8 protein-coding genes and 1 tRNA gene are annotated in these 13,407 nt (G+C 70.5%); 3 read left to right on the top strand and 6 right to left on the bottom strand.

Going from position 1 to position 13,407, the window contains the following annotated elements; translation table 11 throughout:
• Window positions 1-23: 23 nt before the first annotated feature.
• From fxsT to FNV62_RS24530, 3 genes are all read right to left on the bottom strand, one after another.
• Window positions 24-3,914, bottom strand: coding sequence for an FxSxx-COOH system tetratricopeptide repeat protein (fxsT, locus tag FNV62_RS24520; RefSeq protein ID WP_143608497.1), 3,891 nt, complete (start codon window positions 3,912-3,914; stop codon window positions 24-26).
• A gap of 379 nt (window positions 3,915-4,293) precedes the next feature.
• Window positions 4,294-5,715, bottom strand: coding sequence for an effector-associated domain 2-containing protein (locus FNV62_RS24525; protein WP_143602139.1), 1,422 nt, complete (start codon window positions 5,713-5,715; stop codon window positions 4,294-4,296).
• Window positions 5,716-5,889: 174 nt separating this feature from the next.
• Window positions 5,890-5,966, bottom strand: a tRNA-Thr gene (locus FNV62_RS24530).
• A gap of 225 nt (window positions 5,967-6,191) precedes the next feature.
• Here FNV62_RS24530 and FNV62_RS24535 point away from each other — a divergent pair.
• The 3 genes from FNV62_RS24535 (at window position 6,192) to FNV62_RS24545 (ending at window position 8,877) form a co-directional block, all read left to right on the top strand.
• Window positions 6,192-7,328 (top strand): ABC transporter ATP-binding protein, encoded by a 1,137-nt coding sequence (locus tag FNV62_RS24535; protein ID WP_054232444.1) that lies wholly within the window; start codon window positions 6,192-6,194, stop codon window positions 7,326-7,328.
• A gap of 272 nt (window positions 7,329-7,600) precedes the next feature.
• The gene (locus FNV62_RS24540; RefSeq protein WP_054232443.1) at window positions 7,601-8,050 is read left to right on the top strand and encodes a hypothetical protein; all 450 of its coding nucleotides are present in this window, start codon (window positions 7,601-7,603) and stop codon (window positions 8,048-8,050) included.
• 95 nt (window positions 8,051-8,145) lie between these two features.
• Window positions 8,146-8,877, top strand: coding sequence for a nucleotidyltransferase family protein (locus FNV62_RS24545; protein ID WP_097285266.1), 732 nt, complete (start codon window positions 8,146-8,148; stop codon window positions 8,875-8,877).
• 171 nt (window positions 8,878-9,048) lie between these two features.
• Here the strand turns inward: FNV62_RS24545 and FNV62_RS24550 are convergent, their stop codons facing one another.
• The 3 genes from FNV62_RS24550 to cysS form a co-directional block, all read right to left on the bottom strand.
• Complete coding sequence (locus FNV62_RS24550; RefSeq protein WP_225900354.1) at window positions 9,049-10,737, bottom strand: DoxX family protein; 1,689 nt, start codon at window positions 10,735-10,737, stop codon at window positions 9,049-9,051.
• A gap of 154 nt (window positions 10,738-10,891) precedes the next feature.
• The gene (rlmB, locus tag FNV62_RS24555; protein WP_054232440.1) at window positions 10,892-11,836 is read right to left on the bottom strand and encodes a 23S rRNA (guanosine(2251)-2'-O)-methyltransferase RlmB; all 945 of its coding nucleotides are present in this window, start codon (window positions 11,834-11,836) and stop codon (window positions 10,892-10,894) included.
• Window positions 11,837-11,978: 142 nt separating this feature from the next.
• Complete coding sequence (cysS, locus tag FNV62_RS24560; RefSeq protein WP_060895218.1) at window positions 11,979-13,379, bottom strand: cysteine--tRNA ligase; 1,401 nt, start codon at window positions 13,377-13,379, stop codon at window positions 11,979-11,981.
• Window positions 13,380-13,407 lie beyond the last annotated feature (28 nt).

The raw sequence follows: 13,407 nt of genomic DNA on the forward strand, positions 1-13,407 counted from the left end.
GTCGCGCGGCCTCGCCCCTCACCTCACAACGGCATCGGGTCGATGTCGCAGTTGGCCCGCTTCATCGCCCGGGTCTGCAGCGTCGCCGGGTGCGGCGCGGGCTCGGCGGAGCGCAGCCGGGGCCCGTCGAGGACCCGCTCCATCCGCTCCAGCGTGGCCGCGTGCAGTGCCGCGCCCTCCGATTCCCGGCCGACGGCGATGAGGTCGAGGGAGAGATTGGCCGCACACACCAATGTCGTGGGGTGGTCCTCGCCCAGTCGCTCCCGGCACAGCTCCACTGTGTTCTCGCCAAGTCGGCGGGCTTCGGCCGACTGTCCCAGCGCGCTCAAGTCGCTCGCCAGGTTGATGGCACAGGCCAGCGCGATCGGATGGCCCGCCCCGAGGCGTTCGGTCAGCGACTCCAGCGCCTTCTCGTCCAGCAGCTTGGCCTCCTGCACCCGGCCCAACAGCCGCAACGTCACAGCGAGGTCGATGTCGGCCGCCAGGACGTGCGGGTGGTCGGGCTGGAACAGCCTGCGGTAGCGCTCGCGCGCCTTCTCCCCGCGGTCGCGGGCCGCCTCCAGCTCACCGTTGTGCCGCAGTGCCACGGACAGGGCGAGGGATGCGGTCAGGGACTCGGGGTGCGTGTCGCCGTACCGACGGGTGAACTGGTCGAACGCCTCGCGTGCCAGTACCAGCGCGGTAACCGGGTCGCCCTCCTTGCGGGACGCCTCACTGAGCTGGCGCACGGTACCCAGCGTCGAGGGGTTCCCGGCCCCGAAGACCGCGCGGAAACCGTCGACGACCGCCTGCTGCAGAGACCGCGCGCCGACGTAGTCGCCGGTCTCACGCACGTCGACGGCGATGCTCGCCTCGGTGATCAGCGACTGCTGGTGGTCACGTCCGAACAGCCGGGCCTTCAGGGCGTGCGTGTGCTGGTCCAGTTCCAGCGCACGCTGGAACTCACCGACCAGCCGCAGGCTCACCCCGAGGTTGTGGGCCCTGTCCAGCGTGGTGGGATCGTCCTCGCCGAAGGCACGGCGGGCCCGGTCGTAGGCCGCCTCGTCCAACTCGGCCCCGGCGGAGAAGTCCCCCTGGACGCGTCGCACGGCGGCTTCCAGATTCAGGGTCTCCAGCGCGTCCTCACGGGTGTCCTCCCGGTCCGCCGGCGCGGTGCGGGCATAGACGTCCTTGAGCTGGGCCACGAGCTGCGAGGCATCGTCGTAGCGGCCCACCTTGAGATAGACGAAGCTCAGCCACCACGCCATCAGCCGCGTCTGCTGGTCCTCCTCGCCGAACAGCTGCCGCCAGGTCTGCCAGGCCTGCTCCATGAACTCGCGCGCGACCTTGTGGTCCCCCCAGTACCACAGGTACTTGGCGACGTTCATCACGAGCTCGCGCACCCACGGCTGGTCGGACTCGACCGCGCCCGAGGCGATGACATGGCCGTAGAGCTCGGCGTAGCGCGGCCAGTTGGCCGACTGGTTGGGTCCCTTGGGGTCGGAGGCCGCCAGAAGGGTGTGCGCCCCACTGCGCATGCGCTGCTGTTCCTCGGGGGCCATGCGGTTGATCAGCACGGCCTGGACCAGGCGGTGCATCTCGATCGAGTTCGTCCGGTGGTCGATGCGGGCGAGGGAGTAGCGGTTGATCTCCCGGATGGCGCGGGCGAGCCGCATCGGGTCGTTGAGGGCCCGGTCGAGTTCGGGTTCGATCCTGGAACCGCCGAGGCCGGAGAAGATCGAACGGGAGATGGGGTCCGGCGCGAAGTACGAGCACAGCTGGAGCAGGCGCAGGGCGGCGAGGCTGCGTGTCTCCAGGTGGTCCAGGGAGACGTTCCACGCGGCCGCGACCGGAAGCTGGTAGTCCGGGGGCGGGGAGACCTCGAGGAGTTCACTGCGCTTGTCCTCGAACAGGCGCAGGTACTCCGACACCGGCATCCCGGTCTCCGCGCGCCATGCGGCGGCCTGTTCCAGGGCGAGCGGGAGGTCACCGAGGGCCTCGGCGAGGCGGTCCGCCTCGGCGTCGTCGAGGTCCCCGGGGGACCCCGAGCGGCGCAGCAGCTCCTTGCTTTCCTCCCGGGTGAAGACGTCGACCTCCAGGGAGGGGCCGACGACGCTCCAGCGCCGGTTGCGCGAGGTGACGAGGATGGTGCCGCTGCCACCGGTGGGGAAGTAGTCACGGACGCGCTCGGGGCTGTCGGCGTTGTCGAAGATCAGCAGCCAGCGGGAGTACGGCCGCCCCTCGCGCAGCGCCTCGCGCACCGCGGGACCGGCGATGTTGGCCTCGGGGCTGGTGCCGAGGCCGAGCCGCTGGGCGAGTTCCACCAGGGACTGGCCGATCTGGCCGGGGCGCTCGGCGGGGATCCACCAGACGACGTCGTACTCGGACTGGTGCCGGTAGGCGTACTCGATCGCCATCTGGGTCTTGCCGACACCGCCCATGCCGTGGATGGCCTCGGGCAGCACGGTGGTCGTGCCTTCCTGAAGGCGCTCCCGCAGTCGTTCCAGAAGGTCCACGCGGCCGGTGAAGTTCGGATTGCGCGGGGGGATGTTCCCCCAGATGCGCGGCTGCGTCGCACGCGCGCTCTCCGCCGTCGGCTGCTGCGTGGTCACCATGGTCGTGGCTCCTTCTGAAATTGTCTCGGGCCCCCTCGGGGCGTGTGCGGCATCCCGGCCGGCCCGGGTGGCGGGGGCCTGGTCCCGCGTGTGGGTACGTGTGTCCTTGCCCAGGTTGACGGTGTTCTGCAGGTCGTACGACCGCAGTGCCCGCGCGAGACGCTCGGCCTGGGGCAGGAAGCGTCCGGACAGGGCGCGCAGCGCGGCCAGTTCGATGCGCAGGAACGCCACGTTCCGGGGGGTCACGGGCGGCAGGCCGGTCGTCTCGAGAAGTTCGTCCGCGGCGGGCAGCAACGGTTCGGAACCCTCCGGGACCGCCATCAGCACCCGTACGTCGTGCAGCACGCGGACGGTGTCCCGGCGGCGGGCCAGCGCCAATAACTCCTGGCGGATGTTCGGGCCGAAGGTGAAGACCACGTCGGCCGCGCGCTCGGCCTCCGCGCCCGCGGGCCGCACCAGACCGCTCATCAGCAGCTCGGTGAGGTGGGCGGGTCCGGCACCCGGCACCGAGGCCGTCAGGGCGCTCATGACGGGCAGCGTCAGAGGAGCCGCCGCGAGGCGGGTGGCGAGCGCGAACGCGGTGGGCGAGGCGGCGGCCCGGAACTCCGACACGCGCTCCCACGGGGGTACGGCGCTGGCGGGGTCGGGCACGTCGTCGACCCAGGGCACGGCACGCGCGGCGTCCGGCCGCCGCTTCCAGTCGCGGGCCCGCACGCCCGACATCTCCACGCCCTCGGAGGCCCGGCCCGTCACCAGGTCGACCCAGCCGGTGAGGGAGTGACCGGTCCGCTCCAGGACCGGGACGGGCACCACGCCGGCCCGTGCCGCTCTGTCGTCGTCCACGGGTTCGAGGGGTGAGGTGCGCAGTTCCCAGCGCAGGGACTCGTTGGGCGCCCAGGGGCGCGCGGAGCCCAGGCGCATGCGGTAGACGTCCAAGCCGGTGCGGAACCAGAGCCGTTGGGGCAGCAGATGCAGGACCGCGAGCGGCTCGGAGCGGCCCAGTTCGCGCAGCAGCGGCAGCACCGCGTCCGAACGCCAGCCCGCGGCCAGCCCGTCGGTCAGCACCAGCACCACCCGGTGTTCGCCCACGGGCGGGGGAAGGTGCTCCAACCGGATCCGGCCCGGCTCGGTGTCGTCCGAACTCAGCAGCCGTAAGCGGGTGATCGGGCCCAGTGACTCCTGGCGGGCGAGTTCGTCGGCCAGTCGGGTGACCGTCTCGTCCCAGACCCGCATGGTCACGTAGTCGTCGACCACGAGCAGTACGTCCGGGTGATCCGCGGAGGAAGCCTGCCCGAGGCCACGCAGAGCGTGCGACAGCACACCGAGTGACGCATCGTCAGACGGTGATGCCGATGGTGGTCGTGGACCGTCGTCACACTGCATAAGCGGCGCCCTCAGAACGTCCGGTCATGCCCGACGACGGAGGGAGCACCGAGGAGGAGTCCCGCAGTCCGCGGGCATGCGTGACATCCACGTGCCAAGCCTGGCAGTGGTCTGCTTGCGGTGCAACATGGCAGGCCACAGGAGACGGCAGAAGGGTCCGAAAGTCAATCGCCGGATGGTACTTGCCCCCTGTGGACAGCCGGTGGCTCTGTCTCGTCAATAGCCTGACAGTCGGCGATGGCGTGTGCAAGACCATGGGGTATCCGCCTCCGCCCGCCGGTCGGAGGCCCGTCCCGGGCCGTCGGGGCATGACGGCCTACACCGGTCCGGGCGGACTCGGCTTGCGCTCGGGATCGTCGAGCAGAATGGCCAGATGGCGACCCACGTGCCCGTCCCAGGCACCGGGGCCGAGGGCCAGCGCGTCCTTGCGCCACTCCCCGACACGTTCCGCCAGGCTGCCCAGCCCCCGGTCCTGCAGTATCTCGCCGATGGCGTCCCTGAATTTCGGGTCCGCGCAGTCGCTGCGGTGCCAGATCATCGCGGGCACCCCGGCCCGCAGGCCGGCGAGGATCTCGCGGCGTCCGGTGCCCGAGTCGTCACCGGGAGGCTGACTGAGCACCAGGCACACCGCGTGCCGGTCCTCCTTCAGTTCACGCTCCAGGTGGAAGAAGTACGCCTCGTCCTCCGCCGGGCTGCTCCAGTGCGAGTGACTGTCCGCCGGGCGCTCCCGCAACTGCCGCCACTTGTGGTGCCAGGGCCGGTGCCAGGCGGCCCGCTGCAGGCGCTCGATGCTGCGCACCACCACCGGATAGTCCATGACCAGCGGGGTCGGGGCCTCGGAGCCGGACTCCTTCGACCACCACTCCACCGGCTCGTTGAGCAGTTCCCAGGGCAGGATGAACTCAAGGATCACCGGCTGCCGCAGGTCGGCCCACTTCTCCTCGGCCTCCTCGATCAGCCGCTCCACCGCGCCCGGGAGCTCCTCCCGGCCCAGGTGGACCGTCTCGCCGCGCACGGGATGCCAGCCCTCGGAGTCGGACTGGCGCCAGTGCGAGAGGTAGTACCGGTCCGTCTCGATCCGGTCCGGCTCGAACTGGATCATCAGATACGCGGGGACGAGGGAGGGCGCGGGCTGTGGAAAGTCCGAGTGCTGCCAGTCCGAGAGCAGTCCCTCCATGCCCAGAGTGAGGGCCTGGGTGCGGTTGAAGCGGCGCAGCACCTCGGCGGCGTCCGCCTGGCCGTCCTCCATCAGCCGGTCGGCCGACAGCGCCAGGAAGGCCATGCTGGGCGGGAGTTCACCCGCCGGGGAGTTCTCGCCCGCCAGCCGCAGGAAGACCTGCCACCCCGTCTGGCACCACCCGGGCAGCTCCTGGACGCGGGAGCGGCTCGCGCGGCGCGCCATGACGGCCAGGTCCGTGGAGCCCATCGCCAGCAGGACGGGCCGCAGGTGAGCGAGATCGGCGTTGTTGAAGAAGTCGACGGCCTCCCACTCGTCCACGAGCGGCCACAGCTCGGCGACCGTCGCCGACTGCTGTTCCACGTACTCCAGCGACCGCACCAGGCAGGCCAGGCCGTCACCGACGGCCGTGCACTCCTTCACCACCTGTAACAGCCACGGCCGCAGCCGATCACCGCCGAAGGGTTCCACGGGCGCGGCCAGCTCACCGGCCAGCAGATCCCGCCAGACCTCGCGGCTGCTCCCCTGGCTCACCGTGGCCGACCCCTGCAACGCGTCCACGATGGAGACAATGAGCTCGTTGCGGACCCGATCCGGACTGCGCCCTCTCACCCCGTTACCTCCACACAGCTGGCGCGGCACCCTGATGGTGCCCAACAGGGTAAGGCCGTAAAGCGGGGCATGGCAGGGAAAACCACGGGCATCACCGCGGGATGCCCGTGTTGTTTGCGCTGTTGGAGCCCCCTGTCGGATTCGAACCGACGACCTTCGCTTTACAAGAGCGGCGCTCTGACCAGCTGAGCTAAGGAGGCCTGCACGCGTGTGCCCGTGCAGTGTACCCAGGTCCCAGCCGGGCCCTCTCGAAAATTTCCGCGAAGTTCACAGCCCCCTGGCTACTGACAGACCAGGTGAACGCCAGGTACCGTCCTGAGCCAGTTCACTCTTGTGGACTACACCACCGCGAAGGCTTCGCGGTGGACACCACCTTTACAACGGATCGTCCGGCACGTTCCTGCCGGTGAAGGGGGCCCCTCACCATGGCCACTGTCTCGTTCGACAAGGCAACCCGGATCTACCCGGGTTCCGAGAAGCCCGCCGTCGATGCTCTGGAGATCGACATCGAGGACGGCGAGTTCCTCGTCCTCGTCGGTCCCTCCGGCTGCGGCAAGTCCACCTCGCTCCGCATGCTCGCGGGGCTCGAGGACGTGAACGCCGGCGCCATCCGCATCGGTGACCGCGACGTCACGCACCTGCCGCCCAAGGACCGGGACATCGCGATGGTGTTCCAGAACTACGCGCTCTACCCGCACATGACGGTCGCCGACAACATGGGCTTCGCGCTCAAGATCGCCGGTGTCCCGAAGGCCGAGATCCGCCAGAAGGTCGAGGACGCGGCGAAGATCCTGGACCTCACGGACTACCTCGCCCGCAAGCCGAAGGCCCTCTCCGGCGGTCAGCGCCAGCGTGTCGCGATGGGCCGCGCCATCGTGCGTGAGCCCCAGGTCTTCCTCATGGACGAGCCGCTGTCGAACCTCGACGCCAAGCTCCGCGTCTCGACCCGTACGCAGATCGCCTCGCTGCAGCGCCGCCTCGGCATCACCACCGTCTACGTCACCCACGACCAGGTCGAGGCCATGACCATGGGCGACCGTGTGGCCGTGCTCAAGGACGGTCTGCTCCAGCAGGTCGACTCGCCGCGCAACATGTACGACCGCCCCGCGAACCTCTTCGTCGCCGGGTTCATCGGCTCCCCGGCCATGAACCTCGTCGAGGTCCCGATCACGGACGGCGGCGTGAAGTTCGGCAACTCCGTCGTGCCGGTGAACCGCGAGGCCCTGAAGGCCGCCGCGGACAAGGGCGACCGCACCGTCACGGTCGGCGTCCGCCCGGAGCACTTCGACATCGTCGAGCACAACGGCGAAGCCGCCAAGTCGCTGTCCAAGGACAGCGCGGACGCCCCGGCCGGCCTCGCCGTCTCGGTGAACGTCGTCGAGGAGCTCGGTGCCGACGGTTACGTCTACGGCAGCGCCAAGGTCGACGACAAGCTCACGGACCTGGTCGTCCGCGTCAGCGGCCGCGCGGTCCCGGACAAGGGCGCCACGCTGCACGTCGTGCCGCGACCGGGCGAGACCCACGTGTTCTCGACCTCCACGGGCGAGCGCCTCTCCGACTGATCACCCTGATCACCCGATCGCCCTGATCGCCCTGATCACCGCGAAAAGCAAGTCGGGGGGACGGAAACCGCGCCGCGGTCGAATTCACCCAAGTTGACGAAGAGAGCCCCACAGCAGACTGTGGGGCTCTCTTCGTTGTCGACAAATACCCCGGCAAGCCGGTCATTTCGATCCCTGTACGTCAACTCGCCACCCAGCGAAAGCCGGTCCCCTATCCCTCGAACTGATTACTAAATGTCGCCAAATCATCACCCCGCGCTACCCTCACTCGCGTGAAGCACTCCACCACTAACCAACGGACCCGGCGTGGCCGTGGCCCCGCGCGCCGGATCGGTCGCACCCTCGCCCTCGTTCTGCCTGTCGTCCTGGTGCTCTCCGGGACCCTGGCGGTCACCCGAGTCAACTGGTCGGGGAACTCCTCGGACTCGGTGCTCACCGCCTCCTCCTCGGACGTCTCCTCGCGTGCCGTCTCCCGTGCGCCGCAGGACGTGCTGCGCGACCGGCTCCTGCTGGAGCTCCAGGAGAAGAACCCGGGCGTCGCCCTCACCCACCTCCAGGAGGCCGTGAACGGCCGCCCGTCGCTCGCCAAGCACTGCGTCTCCATCGCCCGCGCCCTCGGCCGCGCCGCGGTCCGCGCGTACGGCCCGACGCGCGCCCAGGCGTTCGCGCGCCCGGTCTGCGACACGTCCTTCGCATCGGGGGTCGCGGCCACGCATCTCTGAGCCACACCGGCCCCACCCGTTCTGTCAGGTAACAGCTGTTTAAGGGAACCGTTGCCGACAGAAGCCGCGAGCGGGGCGCCACGTACAGTTCGGGCATGACCCATCCGAACGCCGCGTCACGCCCCGTTCAAGCCGTTGTCCTGGCCGGTGGTCAGGGCTCCCGACTGCGTCCCTACACCGACGACCGGCCCAAGCCGATGGTCGAGATCCCCGGCACCGGGACCCCGATCATCGGTCACCAGCTGACCTGGCTCGCCGAGGAGGGCGTCACCGACGTCGTCGTCTCCTGCGGCCACCTCGCCGAGGTCCTCCAGAAGTGGCTGGACTCGGCCGACCTCCCGGTCAACATCACGACGGTCGTCGAGACGGAACCGCTCGGCCGGGGCGGCGGCCTGAAGTACGCCGCCGCGCACCTCCCCTACCCGGACAAGCCCTGGTACGCGACGAACGGCGACATCTGGACCCGTTTCTCGCTGCGCGACATGGCGGACTTCCACACCGAGCGCGACGCCGTCGCGACCCTCGCCCTCGCCCGCCCGCGCATCCCGTGGGGCGCCGTCAAGACCGACGGCTTCGGACGCGTCACGGACTTCATCGAGTCCCCGCCGACCACGTACGAGATCAACGCGGGCGTCTACGTCTTCTCCGCCGAGTTCGCCGACCTGCTCCCCGAGCGCGGCGACCACGAGCGCACCACGTTCCCGCACCTGGCCCGCGAACGCCGCCTGGCCGGCTTCCCGCTCCCGCAGGGCGCCTACTGGCGCGCCATCGACACCGCGAAGGACCTCACGGAGGCGGCGAAGGAACTCGCGGCCCTGGGACGCTGATAAGCCCCTTCCCGGCAGCACGAGGGGCTGAGAGCCCCTTTCCGGCAGTACGGGGCGAGAGCCCCTTTCCGGCGGCACGAGGGCTGAGAGCCCCTTTCCGGCAGTACGAGGGCGGGCCCCGCACATCTGATGTGCGGGGCCCGTCCTCGTATCGCCAGGGGGCGTTAGGCGTTACCCGAGGAGACCGCCGACCAGCTTGTCCGAGCCGCCGGAGGTGCCACCACCACTGCCGCCGCCGCTCGAACCGCCGGAAGAGGTACCGCCGCCCGAACCGCTGCCACCGGTGCTGGAGCCGCCACCGCTGGACGTCGGGCCCGCGCTGGTGCTCGGGGCCTGGTGGACCGGCGAGGACTGCTGCGGCGGGGCCTGGCCGGTGCCCTGGGTCTGGCTGGGGCCGCTGGTGACCGTGCCACCCGTCTCACGGACCGCGGCGCTCGGCGTGGTGGCCGCGCCCGACGGCGAGGAGGAGCTGCCGTGGGTGGGTGCCTTGGCCGAGGCCGAGGGAGTGGTCGTCTTGTGCTGGGGCGTGCCGGGCTCCTCGGGAAGCGGGGAACCGGGCAGCTCGTTGCGAGGAGCCTCGCCCGGTCCCGGCACGACCACCCGGTCGGCGTCACGAACGGCGCCGCCGAGGAGCGAGCCGATGAGGAGCGTGAGGCCGACGACGATGGCCGAGACGAGCGAGCCGCGGCGCAGCACCCGGTACCGCAGGTCCCAGATGTCGGCGCGGGGCCCGAGCGTGCGCCAGGCCTCGCTCGCGAGGCGTCCGTCGACGGAGTAGACGGGCGCGCCCGCGATGATCAGCGGCGACCAGGCGGCGAGGTAGATGATGTCCGGCGCGTCGTACGCGGGGACCGTCTTCCAGCTGACGGTGACGATGAGCGCGGCCGACAGCATCGCGCCGACCACGGCGGCGACCCGCTGCCACAGCCCGAGCACCGTGAGGACGCCCACGATGACCTGGAGGAAGGCGATGACGAGCCCGGAGCCGACGGGGTGCTGGAGCGCGAACTGACGCAGCGGCTCGGCGACGTCCCAAGGGTGCAGCGTGTTCAGCCACTTGACCATGGAGCCGCGCTTGCCGCCGTCGAAGTAGACGGGGTCGCAGAGCTTGCCCATGCCGGCGTAGATGGAGATGAAGCCGAGGAAGACGCGGAGCGGGAGCAGCACCACGCCGAGGTTCATCCGGCGCCCGGGGTAGTAGGCGTGCCGGACCGGGTCCGAGCCGTGCCGCCTGGCCGGTGTGCCGCCGCCGTAGCCGTCGTCGGGGTCCTCCGCCGCGAACTGCCCGCCCGTGTAGCGCGGTTCGTCGTACGCGCTGTCCACGCTGCGCATGTTCGGCAGCAGCCGGGTCCCCGCGGAGTCGTGGTCGTGGCCGCGCTGGCTGCCGACGAGGGGCGTCTCGGCCGTGTGGACGGTCAAGTCGCCCGCGTAGCCCTGGTGTTCGTCGAGGCGGGGGATGACCTGGGTGGCGCCGCCGTCGCCCGTCGGGTCCGCGACGCCGTGGCGCACGCTGGTGCTGCGCACGGCCTGCAGGAGGCGGTGGGCGCCGGTGTCGTCGGGGTCGGACCGCCCGCTCCAGACGACGGGTGCGCGGCGGCGGGCCCCGGCTGCCGGGCCGCCCGCTCTGCCCGCCGTACCGACGACGGGGATCCGTGCGGTGTCGTCGGCGCTCAAGTGCCGTGCGACGCGCGAGGATGGGGTCCGCGTCGCGCCGCCTAGCTGCACGCGGAAGCTCGCATGATTGACGATGACCTGCGCCGGATCGCTCGGCACCTTCACCATGCTCAGCGCGGGAGCGTCGTCGAATCCCGACGAGCGGTCCCCCGTGGGTGTGCGGGGTGTTCTGGTGTCCACACTCATCTAACCGAGTGATGTGTGTTTAGGACACTGCTTTGACTGCGCCGATCTGTCCGGACCGCGTCAAGGTCATCCCGAACATTCCGATTGCCCCACGGGGGTGACTCACTCAGACGTCCGCTCAAACGCCTGTTCAGATATCCGTTCGGACGTCCGTTCAGACGCGTCGGCGCGAGGCCTCGTACAGCACGACTCCCGCCGCGACACCGGCGTTCAGCGACTCGGTGCCGCCCGGCATCGGAATCCGCACCCGGAAGTCGCAGGTCTCGCCGACCAGTCGGGACAGTCCCTTGCCCTCGCTGCCGACGACGATGACGACGGGACCGCCGAGGGCCTCCAGATCACCGACCTCGACCTCGCCGTCCGCGGCGAGCCCGACCACGACGAGACCGGCCTTCTTGTACGACTCGAGGGCACGCGTCAGGTTGGCGGCGCGGGCGACGGGCGTACGGGCGGCGGCACCGGCCGACGTCTTCCAGGCACCGGCGGTCATGCCGGCCGCGCGCCGCTCGGGCACGACGACGCCGTGGCCGCCGAAGGCCGAGACGGAACGGACGACGGCACCCAGGTTCCGGGGGTCGGTCACGCCGTCGAGGGCGACGATCAGCGGGTCCTGGCCCTCGTCGTACGCGGCGGCCGCGAGGTCCTCGGGGTGCGCGTACTCGTACGGCGGGACCTGGAGGACCAGACCCTGGTGGTTGAGCCCGTTGGTCATGCGGTCGAGCTCGGGGCGCGGGGCCTCCATGAGGTGGATGCCGCCGCGCTCACCGGCGAGCTGGAGCGCCTCGCGCACCCGCTCGTCGTTGTCGATGAACTGCTGCACGTACAGCATCGAGGCGGGCACGCCCTCGCGCAGCGCCTCCACGACCGAGTTGCGCCCGACGACCATCTCGGACGTGCCCTTGCCACCGCGCCCGCGCGGGGCGGCGGGACGGCGTGCGATCTGCTTCGCCTTGGCGCCCGCGATGCGGTTCTTCTTGTGCCCCTTGCGCATCTCGGCGGGCGGGGTGGGGCCCTTGCCTTCCAGGCCCCGGCGTCGCTGGCCGCCACTGCCGACCTGCGCGCCCTTCTTGCCGGACATGCGGCGGTTGTTAGCGGCCATGACCTACCTGTCTGTGTGAGGCGAGCGTGCGTACGTTCTTGAAGTGTCGTATATGCAGTGTGCCGCCCGGAGGCCCGGGCGGCACAATCGATCAAGGCCGAGAGGCCCCGAGAAGGTCCTGCGGAGGGCCCGAGGGGGCCGCTCAGCGGGGGCCGAGCGTCCAGCGCGGTCCCTGCGGGCCGTCCTCGATGACCAGACCGGACTGGTTGAGCTGGTCGCGGATGGCGTCCGCGGTGGCCCAGTCCTTGCGGGTGCGGGCGGCCTCGCGCTGGTCGAGGACCATCCGGACCAGGGTGTCGACGACGCCGTGCAGATCCTCACCGCGGTCGCCCTCGCCGGCCCACTGCTCGTCGAGCGGGTCGAGTCCGAGGACGCCGAGCATGGCCCGCACCTCGGCGAGGCGGGCGACGGCGGCTTCCTTGTCGTCGGCGGCCAGGGCCGAATTCCCCTGTCGCACGGTCGTGTGCACGATGGCGAGCGCCTGCGGGACGCCCAGGTCGTCGTCCATCGCCTCGGCGAAGGCGGGCGGCACCTCGGCGGCGGGCTCGACGACGCCCCCCGCCTTCTCGACGACCCGCTGCACGAAGCCCTCGATGCGCGCGAACGCCGATTCGGCCTCGCGCAGGGCCTCTTCGCTGTACTCGATCATCGAGCGGTAGTGCGGGGTGCCGAGGTAGTAGCGCAGCACGATCGGACGCCACGTCTTGACCATCTCGGAGACGAGTACGGAGTTGCCCAGGGACTTGGACATCTTCTCGCCGCTCATGGTGACCCAGGCGTTGTGCACCCAGTACATGGCGAACTCGTCGCCGAAGGCCTTGGCCTGCGCGATCTCGTTCTCGTGGTGCGGGAAGATCAGGTCGATCCCGCCGCCGTGGATGTCGAACGCGGGGCCCAGGTACTTGTGGGCCATGGCGGAGCACTCCAGGTGCCAGCCTGGCCGGCCCCGCCCCCACGGCGTCTCCCAGCTCGGTTCGCCCGGCTTCGCGGACTTCCACATGGCGAAGTCGCGCGGGTCCCGCTTGCCGGTCTCACCGACACCGGACGGCTGCTGGAGGTTGTCCAGCTCCTGGTTGGACAGCTGGAGGTACCCGGGGAAGGACCGCACGTCGAAGTAGACGTTCCCGTCCGCCTCGTAGGCGTGCCCGCGCTCGATGAGCCCGCGCATCATCTCCACCATCTCGGTGATGTGCCCGGTGGCCCGCGGCTCGTAGGTGGGCGGCAGGCAGCCGAGCACGGCGTACCCGTCGTTGAACGCGCGCTCGTTCTCGTACCCGATCGACCACCAAGGGCGGCCCTGGTCCGCCGACTTGGTGATGATCTTGTCGTCGATGTCGGTCACGTTGCGGATGAACGTGACGTCGTACCCGCGGTACTCGAACCAGCGGCGCATGATGTCGAAGTTGAGGCCCGAGCGGATGTGCCCGATGTGCGGTGCGGCCTGCACGGTGGCGCCACACAGGTAGATCGAGACACAACCCGGCTTGAGCGGGGAGAAGTCACGGATCTGCCGGGCGCTGGTGTCGTACAGGCGAATGGTCACCACTCCAGGGTAGTGGGCCACGGGGAGT

Source organism: Streptomyces sp. RLB3-17 (assembly GCF_007113425.2).
In the GTDB taxonomy this organism is placed as follows: Bacteria; Actinomycetota; Actinomycetes; order Streptomycetales; family Streptomycetaceae; genus Streptomyces; species Streptomyces mirabilis_D.